General features: G+C 49.0%; 17 protein-coding genes. 5 read left to right on the top strand and 12 right to left on the bottom strand.

The genetic code is table 11. The features are described from left to right. Positions 1-51 precede the first annotated feature (51 nt). The 7 genes from ACX1DY_RS14950 to ACX1DY_RS14920 all read right to left on the bottom strand — a co-directional run bounded on the left by ACX1DY_RS14950 (position 52) and on the right by ACX1DY_RS14920 (position 12,595). Positions 52-927 carry an SDR family oxidoreductase gene (locus ACX1DY_RS14950; protein ID WP_458964981.1) on the bottom strand — a complete coding sequence of 292 codons (876 nt, stop codon included), beginning with the start codon at positions 925-927 and terminating at the stop codon, positions 52-54. A gap of 680 nt (positions 928-1,607) precedes the next feature. Continuing rightward, positions 1,608-2,135, bottom strand: coding sequence for a MarR family winged helix-turn-helix transcriptional regulator (locus ACX1DY_RS14945; protein ID WP_458964980.1), 528 nt, complete (start codon positions 2,133-2,135; stop codon positions 1,608-1,610). A gap of 256 nt (positions 2,136-2,391) precedes the next feature. Then, a complete protein-coding gene (locus ACX1DY_RS14940) occupies positions 2,392-3,219 on the bottom strand; it encodes a hypothetical protein (RefSeq protein ID WP_458964979.1) in 828 nt (275 codons plus the stop codon). 218 nt (positions 3,220-3,437) lie between these two features. Then, a complete protein-coding gene (locus ACX1DY_RS14935) occupies positions 3,438-4,415 on the bottom strand; it encodes a diaminopimelate dehydrogenase (RefSeq protein WP_458964978.1) in 978 nt (325 codons plus the stop codon). A gap of 34 nt (positions 4,416-4,449) precedes the next feature. After that, positions 4,450-5,721, bottom strand: a complete 1,272-nt coding sequence (locus ACX1DY_RS14930) for a Glu/Leu/Phe/Val family dehydrogenase (RefSeq protein WP_458964977.1) — start codon at positions 5,719-5,721, stop codon at positions 4,450-4,452. A 340-nt stretch (positions 5,722-6,061) separates the two neighbouring features. Next, positions 6,062-9,193 (bottom strand): hybrid sensor histidine kinase/response regulator, encoded by a 3,132-nt coding sequence (locus ACX1DY_RS14925; protein WP_458964976.1) that lies wholly within the window; start codon positions 9,191-9,193, stop codon positions 6,062-6,064. A gap of 282 nt (positions 9,194-9,475) precedes the next feature. Next, complete coding sequence (locus ACX1DY_RS14920) at positions 9,476-12,595, bottom strand: S-layer homology domain-containing protein (protein WP_458964975.1); 3,120 nt, start codon at positions 12,593-12,595, stop codon at positions 9,476-9,478. A gap of 374 nt (positions 12,596-12,969) precedes the next feature. On the opposite strand from ACX1DY_RS14920, the gene ACX1DY_RS14915 reads away from it, so the two are divergent. After that, entirely contained in the window at positions 12,970-14,133 is a 1,164-nt protein-coding gene (locus tag ACX1DY_RS14915) for a response regulator (RefSeq protein WP_458964974.1), read from the top strand. A gap of 73 nt (positions 14,134-14,206) precedes the next feature. Here ACX1DY_RS14915 and ACX1DY_RS14910 read toward each other — a convergent pair whose 3' ends face one another. Both ACX1DY_RS14910 and ACX1DY_RS14905 read right to left on the bottom strand, forming a co-directional pair. Continuing rightward, positions 14,207-14,299, bottom strand: a complete 93-nt coding sequence (locus tag ACX1DY_RS14910; protein WP_458965187.1) for a BBE domain-containing protein — start codon at positions 14,297-14,299, stop codon at positions 14,207-14,209. Then, entirely contained in the window at positions 14,296-14,814 is a 519-nt protein-coding gene (locus ACX1DY_RS14905) for a DUF4303 domain-containing protein (RefSeq protein ID WP_458964973.1), read from the bottom strand. Before ACX1DY_RS14905 ends, ACX1DY_RS14910 begins: the two co-directional genes overlap by 4 nt. A 570-nt stretch (positions 14,815-15,384) precedes the next feature. Here ACX1DY_RS14905 and ACX1DY_RS14900 point away from each other — a divergent pair. Beyond that, positions 15,385-16,149 carry an SDR family oxidoreductase gene (locus tag ACX1DY_RS14900; RefSeq protein ID WP_458964972.1) on the top strand — a complete coding sequence of 255 codons (765 nt, stop codon included), beginning with the start codon at positions 15,385-15,387 and terminating at the stop codon, positions 16,147-16,149. 103 nt (positions 16,150-16,252) lie between these two features. Here the strand turns inward: ACX1DY_RS14900 and ACX1DY_RS14895 are convergent, their stop codons facing one another. Then, positions 16,253-17,623 carry an FAD-binding oxidoreductase gene (locus ACX1DY_RS14895; protein WP_458964971.1) on the bottom strand — a complete coding sequence of 457 codons (1,371 nt, stop codon included), beginning with the start codon at positions 17,621-17,623 and terminating at the stop codon, positions 16,253-16,255. 498 nt (positions 17,624-18,121) lie between these two features. Between ACX1DY_RS14895 and ACX1DY_RS14890 the strand changes: the two genes are divergently transcribed. Next, positions 18,122-18,787, top strand: a complete 666-nt coding sequence (locus ACX1DY_RS14890) for a phosphatase PAP2 family protein (protein ID WP_458964970.1) — start codon at positions 18,122-18,124, stop codon at positions 18,785-18,787. 326 nt (positions 18,788-19,113) lie between these two features. Here the strand turns inward: ACX1DY_RS14890 and ACX1DY_RS14885 are convergent, their stop codons facing one another. Beyond that, positions 19,114-19,914, bottom strand: a complete 801-nt coding sequence (locus ACX1DY_RS14885) for a DNA-binding protein (protein ID WP_458964969.1) — start codon at positions 19,912-19,914, stop codon at positions 19,114-19,116. 228 nt (positions 19,915-20,142) lie between these two features. Here ACX1DY_RS14885 and ACX1DY_RS14880 point away from each other — a divergent pair, with 228 nt between their 5' ends. After that, complete coding sequence (locus ACX1DY_RS14880) at positions 20,143-20,388, top strand: helix-turn-helix domain-containing protein (protein ID WP_458964968.1); 246 nt, start codon at positions 20,143-20,145, stop codon at positions 20,386-20,388. A gap of 119 nt (positions 20,389-20,507) precedes the next feature. Here the strand turns inward: ACX1DY_RS14880 and ACX1DY_RS14875 are convergent, their stop codons facing one another. After that, positions 20,508-20,633: a hypothetical protein gene (locus ACX1DY_RS14875; RefSeq protein ID WP_458964967.1), complete on the bottom strand. Its 126-nt coding sequence runs from the start codon at positions 20,631-20,633 to the stop codon at positions 20,508-20,510. 248 nt (positions 20,634-20,881) lie between these two features. Between ACX1DY_RS14875 and ACX1DY_RS14870 the strand changes: the two genes are divergently transcribed. Beyond that, a complete protein-coding gene (locus tag ACX1DY_RS14870) occupies positions 20,882-21,040 on the top strand; it encodes a helix-turn-helix domain-containing protein (protein WP_458965186.1) in 159 nt (52 codons plus the stop codon). Positions 21,041-21,312 lie beyond the last annotated feature (272 nt).

Raw genomic sequence — 21,312 nt, 5'->3', positions numbered from 1 at the left:
ATAAAGCGTAGAACCCCCTAACCTAGAAAGGGGTTCTTGTGTATGGGCGTGTTATCGTCTTGGTTGAAAATGGACAGCATGTTCCTTAAGAAAAGCTTCTAGCGTCCGCGGCGCTCGACCTAATATACGTTCAACGGTATCTGTCGGCTGCTCTCTGATCACGGTCGACATCGTTTGAATTTCCACGACATGGTCCGCAAGCCAAGATGGCATATGCCCGTGTTCGATTAAATCAGAGCGCAGTTGTTCGGGCGGTAAATGGATGAATTGAATCGGGCGCCCGAGCAGAGACGATAATTGTTCGGCAATCTCAGGATAGGTGAACGTCCGAGCGCCGGTCAATGTATAGATACGGCCGGCCATTTCGGGATTCGTCAGTGCTGCGGACGCGACATCGGCGATATCGCGGCAGTCGATGAAGTTGCAGGGTGCGTCGCCTATGCAGCCGAAGAACAGATCTTGGGCAGAAATCGTTGGTGTTAGCCGCAGCAGATTCTGCATGAATGCATAAGGCCGCAGGACGGTATAGGCCATACCGGACTCCGCTAGCGCAAGCTCGATTTCGCCATGCCAACTGGCAACTGCGACAGGCGAGCGAGGGTCATAGATGGGACTTGAGATTTTGACGATATGCTCGATGCCTGCTTGAACGGCGGTTCGGATGATAGAAGTCTCGAGAGCAACTTGGTTCGGGCTATTGGACAACGCGAGGAATAGCTGCTTGGCACCCTGCAAGGCGCTAAGCATAGATGCCGAGTCGTTCGCATCTGCAGTGCGGATCTCGATGCTGGTCAAATCGAGGTCCGAGAGTCGTCCCCGAAGCTTGCCGGGCTCCCGGCTTAATGCCCGGACGGGCAGTCCAAGGGCTGAAAGCCGTCTTACAAGTGCGTTCCCAATCGTTCCTGTTGCTCCTAAAATTGCGATCATATGATATTCGCTCCTTTTCAATATGTGAATGAATTATTTCATTTCGAGAGGGTACCTCGCCATCGCCACGACATCGTCGTACAAGCGATCGCGCTGGATATTGGGAAATCAAACCCGATGTGGCCGAGCCAGAGGTAGGGGCTGTTCGGTAGAAAGGAGGGCAGCAAGGTTGTAATTCCCCAAGCCGCCAGCAGTCCGAACAGAGCGCCGCCGAGAGCAAACGCCAAGGTAACGAGCAGGCGCGGTGCACGCACGAACCATTGATTACGGGGACGGCGGGTGCGAAGCCAGAGACCCATGCAGAATGCAATTAGCAACGATGATCCTCCAATTGTTGTGAGTGCCCGGATCTGCAGCACTTTATCAGCGGTGATGATCCCTCCAATCCCAGCCATGATGGCAGGGGCGAGATACGCAGGAATCAATTCGCGCCATAGGACGAAGGATTGCTTCCTCGACCTACTGGACTGAGCACCATAAATTTCCCCTGACGGGGTAGGGGTATTCCTGTTGTACATACGCAACACCTTTCTTTCTCAAGACGCATCGTAGAGATTTATAATTAGCCACCTAACTATCAGGCAAAAAACGGCCCAACAAAAAATGATTAGGGACCTAATTATAAGGTGAAATAAATGGGCTAGCCGCACTAGCCCGTTCTCCTTTTCTGCGATGCGCGTTTATGGTTTGGATTTTGTTGATGCCAAGGATTCGTCTGTTAGCGCCGAGATGCCTTGGGTTACACGTCCCAACAAATCGAGGAACAAGGTACGCTCCTCAATGCTCAGCGAGCCGACCATCGCTTCTAGTCTGGCATAATGTTCCGAAGCCATGTCGCGCAGCTTCTTCGCACCGAGCTCTGTTAAGAGGACGGACTTCTGACGGCCATCAAGGGAGCTGGGTCGTCGAGATACAAGCCTATCTCGCTCTAGTATGTCAATTAATCCTGTGACAGTGGCGCGTGTTACGCCGAGATTCTCCGCAAGCTGCGAAGGCAGCTCTTCACCTTCATTATCTTCGAGGTCTGCTAGCAGCCGATATCGTCCTGTCGATAATCCGAATCGGGCGAAGTGGATGTCTGCGGCATGTCCTAGCTTGGCACCTGCGGTCATCAATCTTGCGGCAACGAGCACAGCTTGCGCGTCAACGTCGAGTCCGTAACGGTCAACCTGACGCTTCGTCTGTGCAAGGGTAGGGATAAGTTGCATGTCAGCTGATTCATGAAATGGATTGGCCATGAATATAGTATGGTGCCTAACTATATATTTGTCAACTCTATTTCTTTTACGAAAGTGCGGTGAATGAATTGTCTGAGAAGTATCCAGAACCGTGTCGGGCCAAAATTCGTGCATGGGTTAAAGAAGGACGGGCTACCGCAGGTCCTATTCGCCGTGATCGTGGCGTTTTGAACTCGCCGCTACTTATGCTACGGCTCCCCGCGATTGTGGAGCATCCTTATCTTTTTTACAAAAAGATCCACCATTGCCGGTCAAAACCGGGAATAAAAATCTCTTCGCAACCCTGAATCCCATTCAACCAGCGTCTGGTCAGGGGGATGATATTCTCAAACAAATCTGCCGGGTAGCCCCAGTCAAGGTCCAATTGGAACATATAATGATTCATTGCGATAATGCCATCTGTCCGCAGAGATTTCAATAAAGTGTGGATCAAGGTGATAAAAGGCTGCATGGTATGAACTTCGAGTGTACCTGAGGCAACCTCCTGCTGGAGAAGTTTGATCATGGCCGGCAAAGTTTCCATCCAATCCGTATGAATGGTGTCGATTCCAGCCTGTCCGCACAAAATCGCCTGGATGATATCATTGACCGCATGCTGAAAAACGATAATATCCACTGACCCGGAAGGCAGATGTTTGTCGAGATAAGCCGCATCTTCCTCTATGATTTTCATATGCAGGGGAAGGCCCAGCGTTTTCTGCTGCAAACTGGTGGTGAGGCTTTTATTCATATTGGCCGTTATGTATGTACTGTTCGGATGGGTTCGTGCCATGACCTGGGGAACCATATCTGCATCGCCTGAAGCCACCTCCAATAATGTCAGGTCATCTCCTAACTGCAGCGCTTCAAAAACCTCTGCCCAACGCGCTCTGAAGTAGACTTCATTTACAACGGTAAAGTGGGCAATCGGACTTTCCAGCAACAGCTTAAGCTGGTGTTCAACCTCGTTTTGAGGGAGGGAGCGATATTGCTTCAGTTCTTGCTCGCTCAAAAAACGTTGTGCTCGCTCATTTATTAATGAGTAGCATTTGTTTACGTCGTCTAATGGAATCATACTAAGCTTCCCCTCCTGGCTATTTCCGGGGTAGTCCTAATTAAGCAAAAGAGAACAACTCACAGTAAACCTGATGTCCTCGCTCATACAATCACAAAAAGAAGAAGCTCAAGCTACAGCTAGCTTAAGCTTCTTCTTTTTTTAACTCATGCACGTCCTGCTGATTCTGCGATTTTTCCTGCACGGACTTCTTTCCTCCACTAGGATCTCCACTAATGCTACAGCAGTTCCTTGCGAAGCTGCTCCGGTGATTTCGGCGAGAGCAGGCCGAACGGGATATCGAAGACGGTGTGCGCGCCGGACTCTCCCTTTTGCGCCAGACGGTAGGCCGCGCGGGCATAGGCGACCAGCACGCTGGCGGTAAATTCAGGATTGCTGTCCAGCTTCAGACTGAACTCGACGATCTGCGTATTCCCCGCCCCAGTCCGCCCGCTTCGGATAACATGGCCGCCATGCGGCATTGCGCCATGCTCTGCAGCCAGCGTCTCTTCGCTCACGAAATGAACCACAGTCTCGTAATCGGCGAAATAATTCGGCATGCTGCGGATCGTCTCCGCAATCGCCTCGCGGTCTGCGCCTTCCTCAGCCACTACATAACACTCGCGCAGATGCTTGTCGCGGGTAGCCAGCACCGGGTTCTCCCCGCTGCGTACACGCGCCACCGCTTCTTCACGCGGAATGGTGTACTGGATGCCGTTCTTGACGCCGGGAACACGGCGGATGGCGTCGGAATGGCCCTGGCTCACGCCTTTGCCCCAGAAGGTGAACTCACTGCCTTCCGGCAGCACAGCCTCTGCCAGCAGACGGTTCAGCGAGAACAGTCCCGGGTCCCAGCCGGTAGAAATGACGCTGACAGTTCCAGCCGTGCGGGAGTTGGCATCCACTTCCGCATAATACTCCGGAATTCGCGCATGGGTATCGAAGCTGTCGACCGTATGGAACAGCTTCGCCAGAGCCGGGCCTTGTTCCGGCAGATCGGTTGCGGAGCCGCCGCATAGGATCAGCACATCAATTTTTCCCCGATAAGCCTCAATATCGTTAATGGACACCATCTGTGTGCCCGTCTCTAACGTGTGGGGATCGCGGCGCGTAAAAATCGCTTCCAGCCGAAGATCAGGATTTTGCCGGATTGCCGCCTCGACGCCACGTCCGAGATTGCCGTAGCCGACGATGCCGATGGAAATAGGTTGGGTCATGGTTATTGTGTCCTCCAATTCATAATATGCCGGATCAGATCCAGCCGCGGGCGCTCATCGCTTCGCTGATCCGTTTAATGGAGATCATGAAAGCGGCGGTGCGCAGATTGGTGCCGTGCTCACGGGATAAGGCGCGGACCGCATCATAGGAAGCGTACATCCGCTGTGACAGACGCTCCAGCACCTCTTCTTCCGTCCAGTAGAAGTTGGCCAGATTTTGCACCCATTCGAAATACGAAACGGTGACGCCGCCGGCATTGGCCAGAATATCGGGAATGACGAGCACGCCATTTTCCTGCAAAATTTTGTCCGCCTCCGGAGTGGTCGGGCCGTTGGCCGCTTCGGCGATGATACGGGCCCGGACGTTAACCGCATTGGCGGCGGTAATCACATTCTCGAGTGCCGCGGGGACAAGGATATCGACATCCAGCTCCAGCAACTCTTCGTTCGTAATCACGCAAGACTCGCCGTAGTCGGCCAGCTTGGCATGATCTTTGAGCGCAAAAACTCTAGGCAAGTCAAGACCTTCCGCCTGATACAATCCGCCCCTCGAATCGCTGACCGCAACAACCTTACAGCCTTGTTCGGCCAGCAGTCTGGCCGCAATGCGTCCGGCGTTGCCGAAGCCCTGTACCGCAACCGTTGCACCTTCCGGAGATACGTCCAGCTCCTTGAGCGCAGCAAGCACTGTGTACACGCAGCCTTGCGCCGTCGCTTCATTCCGGCCTTTGGAGCCGCCGAGGATGAGCGGTTTGCCTGTGATCACGCCCGGCGTGTTGACGCCCTTCAGACGGCTGTATGTATCCATCATCCAGCCCATAATCTCCGGTGTCGTGTAGACATCCGGTGCTGGAATATCTTTATCGGGACCGATGAAATCAGCGATAGCCTCCATAAAACCTCGGCTGACGCGTTCCAGCTCGCCTTTGCTCAGCTTGTGCGGGTCACAGATAACCCCGCCCTTGCCGCCGCCGTAAGGCAGACCCACAACGCCGCATTTGAAGGACATCCACATCGACAATGCTTTGACCTCGTCCAGCGTAACGTCGGGATGGAAACGAATGCCCCCTTTTCCCGGACCAACCGCATCGTTATGCTGGGAACGGTAACCTTCGAAGACGGTCACGCTGCCGTCGTCCATCTTGACGGGAAAGTTGACGGTCAGCACACGTTTCGGTTTTTTCAGAATATCGGTAACATGCTGCGGAAGCTGCAAATAGGCAGCCGCTTCATCAATCTGTTTTTGCACAATTTCAAAGGGGTTTAAGGTCTCTTGTGCCGGTGCTACATTCTCTGTAATACTCATGTACTTCAGCCCTTTCTCCATCTGATTTTGCGATTCACCGCATTAAAGAAGGTTAAGATACATCTTACATCATACGTTAGTTTTGTAAAAGACTTTTTACGGAAAATCAATGATATTTTTTCATCAGATACGAAAATGTGCCAATTATTCGCTTACATTTATGCTTATAGATTCGATTCAGGCGGTTGATTTTATGCGTTTTGAGCAGAATTCTTCTGCCGAACCGGCGAAGGGGCTTTTGCTGTGAATCCGCAAAAGCCCCCTTCGAGGTACATAACATCCCTCAACGCTAAAGATATTCTTTGCTCAGATTTATATCGCTTTTGTCTTCCGGCAGCCGCTAAATCAGGCGGTTCACCGCATTATTCGGCACGGCAAAGACGACTATCGTCCCTTGACCCGGATCACTCTGAATGTGTAGCCCCTTCCCATATAATTGTTTCAACCGTTGATTAATATTGAACAAACCGACTCCCTGCCTTTGGTTCGAACGTTTGTCGAATATATGCTGCAGCGTTTTTGTATCCATCCCCACGCCGTTATCGGCAACGGTTACTTCTGTACGATCCTCATATTCGGCGATATTAATATGAATCATTCCGCCAGACGAACGACTCATGATGCCGTGCCGCACTGCGTTTTCGACAAGCGGTTGAATGGAAAGCGGGGGAAGCCTTAGCTCCATGTCCGCTTCGACTTCCCAAACCGTATTCAGCCTGCCTTCGAAACGTTCATTCTCGATATATAAATAAGAACGTACGAGATCAAGCTCCTGTTCAAGCGGAACAAGCGGCCCGGAATTTTGAAAGTTGAAACTGGCCCGTAGATAATTGCCGAACTCGTCGAGCAGTAGGCGCATTCTATTCAGATTGACGTCGCTAAGCGCAGCTATCGCATTGAGGGCGTTGAACAAAAAGTGCGGTTGTATTTGCGCCTGCAGCCATGCTGCTTCCATACGCAGGCGTTCGCGCACGGAACGGTTCAGATCCGTTAATGCCCGCACCCGAACCTTTAACTCCATCGCATCCGCAGGCTTCACAATGTAATCGTTAGCCCCAGCCAAAAAACCGGCGGTGATATCCTCAGGCTTGTTGCGCGCGGTCAGAAGCAGAATGGGCAGTTCAGAACTCGAATAGCGCTCACGTATAGCTCTCGTTAACTCATACCCCGACATATGAGGCATCATAACGTCAGTAATAACAAGATCCCATACTCTCGTGTTCAGATGAGACAAGGCATCAGTGCCGCTCGTAACCGTAATGATGTCGAAAGCTTCCCCACCTAGAATGTTCTCCAGTATTCTCAAGTTAAGCGGATCATCGTCCACAGCCAATACCGAAGGACGCACCGATCTCTCCGGAGCGGCAGAATCGTCATCCGTACCGTAACGGATGTTCGAGTCGGCAGCGGCGGCGGTTTCTGCATAGACAGGCGGCAGACCTGCTGCAAAATCTGCTTCCCGTTGAACGGGCGAATCGGACAGCGCCAAAGCAAAGGAGAATGCCGAACCTTGGCCAGAGGCAGATGTCACTTCCAACGTTTCGCCGTGCAGCTCCACTAACTGCTTGCAAATGCTGAGGCCCAGTCCGATACCACCCCCGGGCGCCGCCGTTATGCCGGAGTCGCCTTGCTCGTAAGGGTTAAAGATTCGTTGCAGCGTTTCCTCATCCATGCCGACGCCCGTATCCGTAACGCTAATGTACGCCTTCCCGTCTTGTGCGGCCACCCGGATGGCGACAGTTCCTTCGTTGGTAAATTTGATTGCATTGTGAACGAGATTAAACAAAATTTGAATGAGCCGGTTCTCGTCGGCCATCACAGGAGGAAACTCGTTCGGAATCTCATTGACCAGCCGGATCGGTTTACTAACGGTCATGAAGCGGAGCATGTCGAATACGCCGGAAGCGATCGCCTGCACCTGAACGGTCTGCACGTGCAGGCCGATGTTCCCCTCCTTGAGACGAGTCAAATCAAGCAGGTCATTTAACATAAACGACATGCGCCGGCCGACCGTCATCGCCAATTCCAAATTTTGGACACTCTCGCCGCTCAACGAATGTTTTTCGCTGTCAACGACGGTTTGCACCATATTCAGCATCCCGTGCAGGGGATTTCGCAATTCATGGGATGTGTTCGCCAGAAAATCATCCTTCTGCTTGTCTGCTATTCTTAATTGCTCGTTTAGTTTGGCGTTTTCTTGGGAATTGCGGAAGTACTGCTTAAACCAGTAAGCGGAAAAGCTGATGATAGCCACCAGCACGTCAAACGGGAAGTAAATGTTTATTACTTCTAAGTGAGCATTAATCACTCCCCATGCGGAGCTGGATAATATGCTCATGGTGGCAAGCAGCAGGAAGGTTGCACCGGGCTGATTTTTGGCTATAAGCTTGCCAATCAGATAGATAACCCAGGCCATTGGAAACCAATAAAGCAGTCTGAATAATTTAAATTCGATCAGATAGTAAATGAGCGGAGACGGCATGACCAGCACAAATCCTGAATACAAAGCCAGAACAACGGCGTACGCACGGAACAAAACCGTATTTGTCCGGAGCTTGGCAAATATTCCGGTAATCAGCAGGAAGAAAAAGGGGACCAACGTGTACGAGAGCATCTTAATTTTCAGTGCCCATGCATAGTTAATGAAAGGCATACATACCAGCAGCAGGCTGTCGTTATCAGACACAATCGTAAGCCCGGCGGTCATAAGCAGCAGGAAAAAGGCAATCAACCCTTTTTGCCAACTGAACAAGTATAACATCACGGCGTACAAGCCAAGAAACATCAGTACCACGAAGGTCATAATCTGAAAGCCAATGGAGATCCATCGTTCGGTATTGATGGCAGTATCCGACCCGAAGCGGATGGCTTTGACAATGCCGCCATTAAACGGATTATCAAAATTGGCCACGCGTACGAGCAGCTCGATCTCATTCACTCCGTCTGCCTTATAAAGCGGGGTATAAGAAATCCGGCGGGGCTTATACGTATTCGCTTGCTCCGTCGGTTGGCCGACTCGTGCTATCTGACCGTTGAATTCAACAACTGAAGAGGCTTGAATTTCCTGAATCCAGAATTTGAACGACTGTTGCGGTAGAGGATCGACCAGAATGCGCAGACGGTACGTACCGTATCCGAACGACGACTTTGAATCTGCCGGTAAAGCACTTCGCCAATCTCCAGGAACCATGATATTACGCTTGTCCAGCGATTTCCAATCCTTGTTTTTATGCGTGATGAATGCTTCCGGATAAAAATCCCACTCGCCGTTCAGCGTAATAGAACGGGAGCTCGCGAAGTCCCAGCCGCGCAGATCGAGCACGCCTTGAACCGCACGAGGATGTTCAGGCGTAAGGAAAAACCCGGACCAAAGCCATCGGACTCCGAGAAGTATAGAGAGAAACAGGATGAACGTTACAGCATATTTCAGGGTGGTTTTGTTTTTTAAAATATAAGAACTTATATGTTTCACACTATAAATTATCCTTCTATTTCTCGCTGAAACGGATACCGTCTTTTTAAGGACGGTGTAGCCGTTTCCACTTGTCCAAATCATACAGAGCTCACTCCCAACGTTTCGCCGTACAGTTCTGCCAAGTGCTTGAAAATGCTATGGCCCAATCCGGTAGCCTTCATACTTCGACAAGAACAGCGGGAATCCCTTGTTCCCTAAATCGGGTGATTAGGCACATTAGCCAGTGTTGTGAGGGATAAAAAAAAGAGGAGGCAGTTAGCCCCCTCTTAATCATTAATACTAGTCGATCAGCTTCGTAGCTTTCAGTAATCTTTCAACCATAGCCGCTGTTTCCGCGCGCGTCAGCGCCGCTTTCGGGTTCAACTTCTGTCCGCCGGTCCCTTGCAGGATACCAGCCTTAATCAGTTGGGCTGCGGACTCCCGGGCATACCCGGAGATTTGGTCCATATCGCTGTAAGGAGCCAGAATCTGATTGATTTGTAGTGCGCTCAGCGTCTCTTGCGGCTGAACGATATGCAGGGAGCGGGCGATCATAGCGATGCCTTGCTCTCTTGTAATCTGTTCGCTGCCGTGGAAACCACCGTCTTCAAAGCCTTTGATAATACCAAACTCACTGGCAATCGTTACGGCATCGTGGTACCAAATCGACGGTGCTACGTCGCTATACGGCGTGCCGGATACACCTTGGCGCATTAAGCCCAGTCCGCTTGCCACAATCGTGGCAAACTCAGAACGGTCAATACTGCGATTCGGGGAGAAGGTATTGTTGCCGATACCTGCAAGCTGCAGTCTGGCTGCAATGTTGTTGATGCTCGCTTGTGCCCAGTGGCTCTTCACGTCATCGAAATTTTGCGGATTCCAGATGACCGAGTAGCTGCCCTGGCTGCGCAGGTCGTTGATCATTGCAAAGTAACGATTGTTGATTTTCGTTACAACTGTCGGCACATGGAACACGGTACCGTCCGGATTAACAATGACGCCGGTCGTAATTTTGTTCGGATCAATGCCTTCAGGCAATGCGATATAGCGGGGCGCGTAGCCCGTCAGTTGATCCGGCTTAGCAGATTGACCTTTGTAAGTGAAGTTAAGCGATAGATCGACCGGATCGACGAGCAGATCATAGCCGCCTTTGGTCGCCTGAGCTTTTGCTGCGGCTTTTAATGCATCAGACGATTTCTTAATATCAATATCAACTGCAATTTCGCCAAGCGGCGCGCCGTTCCATTGTTTGATGATTGAACCCAGATCCAGTTGTTTGCTTGGAATCGGATAAATAGCAAGCAGGTTCTCGATGTTCAGCGTGGAGCCGGTATCGGACAACTGCTTCAGTGTTGCTGCGGTCAAACCCACAACCTTGACCTCACCGTCGCCAGGCACAAGCACATTCAATTGCTGTCCGTTGCCTTTGGTGAGATGAGCCGATAGTTTATCTTGATCAATCACAACGGTCGTTACGTTGTTTTCCGTTGTGCCAGTAGCGAAACCACTGTTCTCATTGTTTACGGTTGTTTTCACGCCCGATGCCGGAGCAGGAGCTGAAGTAGGTGCTGATGTAGGTGCAGGATTTCCGTTCGTGCCGGAGCCACCGCTAGGGGCGCGCGTCACCGTTACGATGTACGTCTGCGTCGTGCCATCCTGCGCCGTTACGACCACCTTGATCGTATTGGTGCCTACGCTCAGCGGCAGCGAATCGGAAGCGACACCACTTGTCAGGTTAATCGGGCCTTTTACCAATATGCCTTCGCTATTGTACACGCTCGCCGTCACCGTAGAATAAACAGCATCATATACCGTTGCCGTCACTGTAGTGTCGCTCACGCTGTTCGGCACACTTGTCGTGTAATTTGTGGTACCTGCCGCAAATGCCGGATTTAACTTGCCGCCCGACAGCGTCAAATAGCCCGCATTGTTAGCCACTGTACGAATCACTGTTCCTGCGCTGATAGCAGACGCGAGCTGAGTCGCTGTCGCTTTCACACGGGTTACAATCGTATAATCCGTTCCTGGCAGCAGTCCGGCGAACGTCGAACTATCTTGCCAAGTCACGCCGCCGTCTATGCTGTATTCCTGACCAGGGACGGCTTGCAGTGTAATGCTCTTTGTTGTTTTGCTTACTTCTACTGGTGCTGCCGGAGCCGCAGCGCCGTCCGCAGCCGTTACCGCCCCCGTTGCCGCGCTCGTCACGCTCCCTGTCGCATGCGTACCGTCAGCGGTTACCACCACGGTGATATCTGCCCCGAAGTCGTCAGCGGTTAACGTATAGTTTGAACCCGTCGCATTCGTGATGGCGACTCCGTTCCGGTACCATTGGTAAGTCAGCACATTGGCCGACGTGTCAGGCGAATAGGTGATTCCCGATAGGTCCGCAGTCAACGTTTCACCAACTTTGGCAACACCGCTGATTCCCACGCTGCCTCGCAATTCTGAAACCCCAATATCTTTTGTGGCAGTGATATTGTTGCTGATGACACCGGAATTATACTCGACAATAACTCCCGGATCGAAATATCCGCTGCTGCTGCCGTGTGTATTATTTACAGCTAAGTAGCCTATTTTATTACTAGTCGTGTCTAGCAGAAGTGTAAGATGGTCATATGCTCCATTAGGCACAAATTCATTCGATGTATCAAGACCGGTGGGCTGACCGTTTGATACATACCTTGTAGCGCTATAAGTAGAAGTGTCCCAATTAGGTGCTGTAGTTTTAGTAGCGCTTATAAAGGTTAAAAAGCTCCAATTTCCCATAAAGGCACTTTTAAATTCTTTAAACATACTAGCAATCGCAAAAATTTCTTGAGGATTATTTGATTTTGGCTCTACAAGATGTCCACTATTGTTCGTTGCAATCGTCACAGCATCTTTGAAAGTCATGGTAGAAGCCTGTCTCTGCACATATACAAAATGGCGCCCATTGTAGGTACGCACAGATGTTTTACCATCGGTTAATGGTGCCCCTGGCGCTACATTTACTGTTACACTTTGGATTTGCCCCACAGTTTTTGTGAATGTCAAATTTTGAATAACAGCCAGAATATCTTCATAGGTATTACCATTTGAAAAATTGAATACTCGATTTACAGCTGTAGATTGATCAGTCACAATGCCACTGATTTTTATGCCATTAATCAACTCGGTGATACCACTTGGAAGAGCTCCAACAGCAATAGAGCCATTATTTACTGCCACAGTAAAGTATCCGCCTGCTCCATTCACGACACCTGATCTTCCAAATGTAGCATTGGATAGCTGATAGGTTGTTTTCGTTACACTAACAGGAGTACCAAGATCAATTGTAGGTGTTGGAGCAGCTTTCACTTCTAACGGATGAAAAGGCATCATCGTCAATACCATAACAATTGCTAGTAGAACAGATAACATTCTTCGATTTTTAAATTTCATATTTTGTGTATACCTGCTAGCGAAAGCATTCTTTCAGTTAAGCAGGATTCTCCTTTCTTCTTGATAAATTTGTCTATTCCTTCTAACTCAGGCGCTTCTGCTCACGCTGGAGTGAAACAATCGTTCTTGTTCTATTCCGCTTTTATCCTCCCCCCTGTCCCATAGGGACTCCAAGCCCCTTAATCCTATATCTTGATATAATTCACTTTCTTTCGACAGGTGTGATCATAACAAAAGGAACTTTACAAAATCTTTACAACTGCTTTACAAGCTGTTTTCGCCTCAACACCCATTGCCAAAATTCCGATAGTATTAGTGTAACAAGTCGAATCTTGCCAAAAAACAATGCATACATGTTATGGAGCGTGAAATACATGAAAATCATGCTGGTGGATGACGAAGCGCTGGTGTTAAGCCAGATTCGGCGGATGCTATCGGGATATCCCGGTATTTCAGTGGTCGGCTCGTTTGGGAATGCGCGAGAGGCTATTATGCAAATGCCGGAACTTCAGCCGGACGTCGTATTTTTCGATATTCACTTGCCGGAAATATCGGGAATCCAAGCGGTAGAGCTGGTACAGGAGGCTTGTCCGGGGGCCGATATTGTATTTGTAACGGCATATAGCGAGTATGCTGTCCAAGCTTTTGCGCTGAATGCGGTCGATTATTTGCTTAAACCGTTGCATCAGGCACGTTTGGATCAAACGATAAAGCGGCTGATGCAAAAAAGAATGCAAAAAGAAGATATGCGCTCAACAGCGCCTTCCCGCATTCTTTGTTTTCGGTCCCTCCGTTTTCAGAGCAGCGGCGGGTCTCCGGAAATACCGAAATGGCGCACAGCAAAAACGCAGACTCTGTTTGCTTACCTGCTGCACCATCGCGGCAATATCGTCCTCAAGGAGACACTTTTGGAGCTACTGTGGCCTGGGATTGATGTGAAACAGGCGGCGAATCAATTGTACACATCGATTTATCACATTAGAAAGTGCTTGAAGCAAATGGGCATTGATGCTCCCATCCAAAATATTACTATTCAAGAAGGCTACATACTCGACACAAGCCGCATCCGGATTGACGTGGATGAATGGGAAAACGGCTTGCGGCAGGTGAACGGTGTAAATTTAACCGATAGCCACTCCGAGCTGCGGCGGTTGCTTTCGCTATATGAAGGGGACTATTTACCAGAAATCGGATATGGGTGGGTAGAGGACGAACGCGAAAGACTACGGAAGCTATGGTATCAGAATGCACGTTCGTTAGCCCGATTCTATGAGAAAGCCATGATGCAGGAGGAAGCGCTGGCGCTGTATGAACGGATTCAGGATATGGACCCGTATAACGAAGAAGACGGACTTGCGCTGATGAAGCTGTATACGGCAAGCGGAAGGCACAAAGAAGCGGAGAGGCATTACCATAAGCTGGATCATCTGTTTTCAAACGAGTTGCGGATCGGCTTGACCGATAAGCTGGTAGAGTGGTTCGAACAAGCGAGAAAGAAATTGCCCCTCGCGTACAGAACTGAGGCAGACCTTCCATGATGTAATCTGCGAAATTGCTAAAGGAGCTGCCGCCGGCAGCTCCTTGTTTTAATTCGATCTGGTGTGCGTATTGTCATTTTCTGACCTGTTTACCCACCGGAATACTCTGAGCAAAACGAAACACATTATGAGGATCGTACCCGCACTTGGAAAATCCAACTTTCAACTGCCAATCCAATTCTGAAATTCTTGAGCAAGTTCATTTCGGTTCAATCGGGTAATCCAATCACATTCCAGTGCATTTGTGTCATCCGATACAGTAAAGACCAATACTCCCGATTCGTTCATATCAGAGAAAAAACCTTCCTTATTCAGTGCATCAAGCGCAGCAACGCAACACTCATATACATTCTCTGCATAGTCCCTGCGTCTTTCCGCCGACTGCATACTCATCACTTCTTTATATAATAGATTGGATATATCTTTAAAGCATTCAGCACCTTCAAATTCATGATCCCATTCCCCTGGACTCCAGCGATAATAAATCGCATCATCAGGGTCGCCGGCAATCATTTTGTTCAAGTGATCGGTTGAGTTTACCGCCGGACATACGGTGATTGCATCCGAGTCGGAATACAAGGCATAACCGCAAAAGCTTTGCCCTGAATATTTGTTTCTTACTTGCTCAAATGCAGCCTTCGCAGCCGCCTCGATTTTTAATTGCAGAATTTGAAAATCCATGTTTTCTCCTTTGTCCTACTTTAGTCGAGCCTGCAACGGCAGGATCGGAGGAGGCGACAGATCGCTCTGGACCCCTCGGCCCTTAATGGCCTCCAAATATTATTCCATGGGCTTTCCCATGCCCAAATGTATTTTGGCTGCAATTGCCTATGGCCTAAATCATATGTCAAAGCCATCATCCATTCCGTACCGATCGGTTGTCCATTGGAGCGGAGGGTACCGGATAACCCGACGGTCGAAAATCTCGCCACATCGCTCACTGCTGGAGAATAATAGATTTCCACGTTGACCGTTTTTCCGCAAACACGCTCCCTCTTTGCTTCATGATCCGTTGGAAGATCACTCAGTATTGTTTAGTATAGCCGCATATCTGCATCACTCATTATTATAAAATGATCACCTCACGCAAAAGCAACCCCTTTTGTGCAACACATCTTGAAAAGGAAAAGGCTTGCTTGTATTCACTCAAAAACTTGCCGCTACTTATCCCAAAGCAATAGGGTAGCAACATTACAACAGCACTCCTATGTTATAACTATGGAGGAACAGAGGATAAGGAGCTGAGAATTGATGAGCAAATTAACAGGAAAAATAGCGTTAGTAACGGGGGCCAGCCGGGGAATCGGGCGCAGCGTCGCGTTGCGTCTTGCACAGGAGGGCGCTTTTGTCGCCGTACATTACGGCCAACGCCGCCATGAAGCGGAAGCCGTCGTGCAACAAATCGTCCAAAATGGAGGAAACGCCCGTGCGATTGGCGCCAATTTGAGCACACCTGACGGCATTCGTGAGTTGATCGCGGCGCTAGACGAAGCAATTCGAGAGCACGGGGACGGCGGCGGATTCGATATTTTGGTCAACAACGCGGGAATCGGGCAAATTCTTACTTTTGAAGAAACGACGGAAGCTACTTTTGACGAAGTGATGACGATTAACGTCAAAGCGCCGTTTTTTGTCACGCAGCAAGCTTTGCCGCGGTTGAAGGACGGCGGGCGCATCATTAACATTTCTTCCTTCGTGACGCGGGTAGCTTCCCCAGGTGTCTTCACTTACAGCATGACAAAAGGAGCGATCAATACCTTTACGCTGCTGCTGGCCAAGCAATTGGGGAGCAGAAATATTACGGTCAACTCCATCCTACCCGGCATCATCAACACCGAGATGAATGAAGGAACTTTGAGCGATCCAGACGGACAAAAATATGCGGCAGGCCTGTCCGTTTTCAACCGTTGGGGAGAACCCGGAGACATTGCGGATATCGCCGCCTTACTCGCTTCTCCGGACAGCCGCTGGGTAACCGGTCAGTTGATCGACGCAAGTGGCGGTTCGCATCTTTAAAAGCCGGGCAAGCCTATCTAGCAACAACATATATGATATTAAAACACGGAAAGCAACACGAGTGCATGTCACACAACGTGTTGTTTTCTTCGTTTGCATTGGACTATTGTTTACCCACTGGAATACTCTGAGCAAAACGAAACACATTATGAGGATCGTACTTTCGTTTCACCTGCTTCAATCTGCCAAAGTTCACGCCATAATACGCCTTGGGCCAGTTCTTAATCTGCAGATCGGGAAAATTCACATAATCCCCTTTAACAAAGGGACGCAACGCTCTACGGAACCTTTCCACCCATTGAATATTGCGCTCCTGCTCCCTGTTGTTTCTCCACCGGGCTGACAGTTCGTAGATTGTCTCAGCCTTCCGATGAGGATAGGCCGTTTCAGTAGGCGATACCTGGCTCACCGCGCTTCCTGCACCACCTAAACTCTGGCTCCACACGCTAGAATGCCTGTTGGGTGCTTTAGATAAAAAGTCGCGTATCATTCGTACTCCTTCAGGCGGCAAAGGTTGGAACCCGTAGGCCCCGGTTATTTTAAACTTTGGTTCCAAATTCAGGTCGGATTCGGCAAAAAATTTGGTTGCTTCAATAAAAGGCACTGTCTTCACCATCAACTTCACCGGAGTGCCTGCCCGCAAGAGTGGTCTAATCAATCGACGCAGCTCCTCTGAGCCGCCAAGCAATTGCCCGGTAGATACAATGGTTCCCACCTGCTTGGCAGCTACTTCAATTGTTGAGGTTAAGCGGTTTGTGACAGATGGAGCCCAGCGCTGCCAAGCCGGTAACACCTTCTCAAGATCACTCCATTTCCACGTAATACTGTATATAGAAACCGTTGAAATCGGTCTAACCCGAAATGTATATTCTGTAGCAACACCAAAGTTCCCTCCCCCTCCGCCTCGTGATGCCCACAACAGATCGGAATGTTTCCTTCTGTTTGCTACAATTGTCTTTGCCCCATATCGCCCCGAAGCTACGACCATCTTCACTTGTTTCAAGTTATCGCACGTAAGTCCATATTTGCGGGAAAGTAGTCCAATGCCTCCTCCCAGGGTAAGCCCAGCTACGCCTACATCGGGTGCAGTCCCCGCCGGAATTGCCACGCGCTTATTCCATAGCTTTTTGTACACACGGGCAAGTGGATTTCCCGTTTGGACAATGGCCACTCTATTTTTTCGGTCAACTTTAACCTTATTCATCTCGCTCACATCGATAATAATACCGCCATTTACAGCCGAGAAGCCTTCATAGCTATGCCGTCCGCTGCGTACTCGCAGCCGTATGCCCCGCTCACGAGCCCATTTTACTGCGTTGATCACATCTTGAGTTCGTTGACAAAAAACAATGACCCTTGGAAATTTAGAAAAGCGCCTATTGAACTCCATTCTGGCCGTATTGTATGACGGATTGCCCGGAATTACGATCCTTCCGGTTAACCGCGTACTGTTCTTTTTCAACTTTTGTGCCATCTACTTTCACCATCCCTGCTCATGACATAAGCCTTTCTCATCAGCTTATGTCTATGTAGGGACATCTGTCCTAGTAACGGCAAACGCCCAGTTTGAATCGTAAAATAGTTCAAACCACTATGAACTAAGATATGGCCATTTATCGTAGGTCCTTAGATTTCATTGGAATCCGCCTTTACCACTATTTATGATACGGCTCACCGCGATAGCTGTAACGGCAAGTTTTAAGGCTCCCCTTGGCGACGGCCCATATATTCTCATAAATCCTCTTCTTATCCGGACCACCTCCCTCTTCATATACATTTTCTAGTCGATGGTTTAGGCTAAGCTTTAATCACGCTTTTGCGCCAAGCGGTCGAAATTTCCGCAAGAAAAAAAGGGCGCCAGCGAAGTTAACCCGGAAGGCGAGAGTACGGAGACGAAATGGTTATTTTTATTCCTGCTTAAATCAACTATAATGGGGGGTAACTTTATCATTCGTTGGAAGAAGGTTGAGAAGTGTCGCTACGCAATTGGAAATATACACCGCTGCTGTTGATGCTGATTTTCCCGGTGCTCGGGAAGATGTATGCATGGGTCAACAAGCCGAGAGGCAAAGTCTATCATTTGATGACCTCATGGGATAACGCCATCCCTTTCGTCAAATATTTTGCACTGCCTTATTCCGTTTGGATCTTTTATATTTATCTATGTCTTTTCTATTTCTTCAAGAACGATTTGCGTGTGTATTACCGTGCTTTGTTGATTTATACCGTATGCGCCTGCATTTGTTACGGGATTTACTCTGTAGTTCAAACAACAGTGCCACGCCCCGAGTTGGTGGGCCATGACGTCTTTACCTTGATCGTGCGTTTTGTGTACCACCGGGACCAGCCGTTCAATTGTTTCCCCAGTATCCATGTGTTCTCCAGCTACATGGTGTTCCGCCTAACCGCCAGCAGCGGCTTCCGGAACAAATGGAACATGCTCCTGATCGGGGGGATGTCCGGGATGATTATATTGTCCACGCTGTTCATCAAGCAGCATGCGATTCTCGACGGCCTTGCCGGTATTATGCTGGTTGAAATTGTATTGGCCGCCGTTCTGCTGGTGGAGCACTTCTTCACCCGCAGCAGCAGCACTCCCCAAGAGCGTTCTTTCGAAGATAGTCCTCGAAGCACCTGAAGCTCCTTCCGCAGATAAGCGAAGGGGCTTGATCACCAGGGCAGAAGTGCTCTAACTGATTCGGTTCTAATCACCCTTGGGTAACCAGACCAAACTCCGATGCAATCGCTGGTTCAAGGCTACACTCATGCGTATAAAACGGGCGGTCTTTCTGCTTTGCAAATGAATTATTCACCAGGTGCGCTTTTCTTTTTCAACTTTTGTGCCATATACATTACACCATCCCTGCGCCTGAAGCATGCGGTTACGCCAATGAAAGGGAGTTTAATGAAATTACCAAAGGTAAAGGCATCATATTCATGAACGGAACGGCGAACCGCCTTGGATCACCGTTCCTTAATCATATCATGGACCTCCAGCACCTGCTCTGCCGTCGCCCAATCCCGCAGCAATTCGAAGAGCGCCAGACTTCTTGTAAAATAACTGTCATTCCTCGACCGACGGGCAAGCCTTAAGGCTTGCAATACCTGCTCCAGTGCCTCCTCCGTTCTTCCCGCCCGCTTCTGATACAACGCCAGATGATGGCTGAAGCGGTAATAGTACGCCAGATTGCCCTCATCCTCATATGTACCGAATTCAGCCGTCTGCTCCGCAAACGCACCCAGCAGCTCATCCACATTCAGTCCATGCCGCAGCGCGGCCCGCAGAATTGTATCTAGCCCCGGCAGCACTTCCTCAGGATTCTCCCTCAAAAAATCGGTATAGGCAGCCAGCACCTCCACACGACCAGACAACAGCTCCAGCGCATACTCGTTCGCCTCAGCCAGGAATCGGAACTCCTCCACAACCTCCAGCCCATCCTCACCCAGATCCTCCAGCCATCCCAGCTCGGCATACTTATCAATGTACGCCCGCGATTCAGAATACTGTCCCTTCTCCTGACAAGCCATTCCCCGCATCAGATGACTGAACCCGTAGTAATAGACCAGCGGATGCTCCAGCTCGAAGACCAGCAGCGGCATAGCCTTGGCCTTCCGGTACTGCTGCTCCTGGTACAAGTACTGCACGCATTCGTACAAAATCCCCGCCGTCTCGATCACCTTATTCCACTTCTCCAGACGGCAAGCCATCTCTAGCATCTCCACAATAACATCCGGGTTGATTGATTTTAGGAAGGATGGGCGCACGGGTAGAGCCTCCTTTGTGGTAAAAGAATATTTTGAGAGCCTGCTATAGGGCTTTTCATAAACAGCTTCATAAATTGTATATATAAGTGCTGCACTTAACTACAGTACTCGTTTCATATATTTCCCTGTAATACTAACACAACTTCACATTTGTAGGCAATAGCCTACAGAAATTCAGTTACTTAACCTCTACCATTTAGTTAATCGTACATGGTAGGGGTTGTTTATTTGGATAAACGTACAGAGTTGATTGCTTTTGGAAAGGTTCTTAAACGTATTCGGAAAGATAAAAAATATACACAAGATGAACTATCCCTTTATAGTCGAGTGGACAGGTCTTTCATTTCCGAGTTAGAAAATGGAGAGAAGTCTGCTACGTTTTTGACTATTGTTGCATTGACAAAAGCTTTACACATTCCTGTATCTGAGTTTATGGTGGAGTATGAACGGGAGATTAGTAAGCTTGAAGATTAACATATGAATGTCCTTAACGATTTATACTGCGATTATTTCGAAGTGCAGCACGTCCTCAACAAATTCTTTGAGAATATAATGAATAAAAGAGGGGTGCGCATCCCCTCTTCCTCTCAAGCTTACTGAAACAGCCTATGAACAAGGGCAATGATTAATTCAGCAGTTACGCTGATCAATACACCCGTCATTAGTTGCTCCAATAAGCTATTCTTTTTGTTTTTGTGCTTCTTCTTACCTTTTTTCATCCGCTACCTCCAGATAATGAAGGCACTTCATTTCGTCTTCCGGTTACACAGGAGCTGGAGTTTGTAATCTACTCCGCTTCTGTTGTCGATAACGACCCAAACCTGCACTGGTGTTTCTACGTACCGGTACCCGGGTCAGGCACCGAAGAGAGATTGTTGCGTCTACTAAAGACATAGAGATCTGTTAAAAAGGGTAAATTTCCTTGAGCGATCCGTCCAATATCATCAAGCAAATTATCGGTAAAACCGTGAAAGCGATACGCATCAAACAAGGCTTAAGCCAAGAAGATCTAGCGCATGAATGCAATGTCGACCGATCCTATATTTCCATGATTGAGGTTGGCAGAAACGAACCCTCCGTCACAAATGTTAGAATTCACCTAAAAGATGCTCCTCTCTTTGGGTAATTTTGTTCTCGCAAACACCAATCTACCAAAGGTTTGGGCCCTTTTTGTTTTTTTATAGAAGATTACTTTCGAAATTCAGGTTTATATAATATGTAGTATGATATAATGAAAAAAATGAGTGTTGAGGGAATTAATTCCATAGGGGGTGACTCTACTGCGCTTATTACGTACATTGAGGTTAATTTTTGCTGGAATTACAATAGTAATAGTAGTTTGGCTTCTCATTAACGCCGACAAGAATCAAAATAATAACATTCTTCAGTGGGTTTGGA

It is taken from the genome of Paenibacillus sp. BAC0078 (genome assembly GCF_054483875.1).
This window is presented reverse-complemented; position numbering and strand designations above follow the sequence as displayed.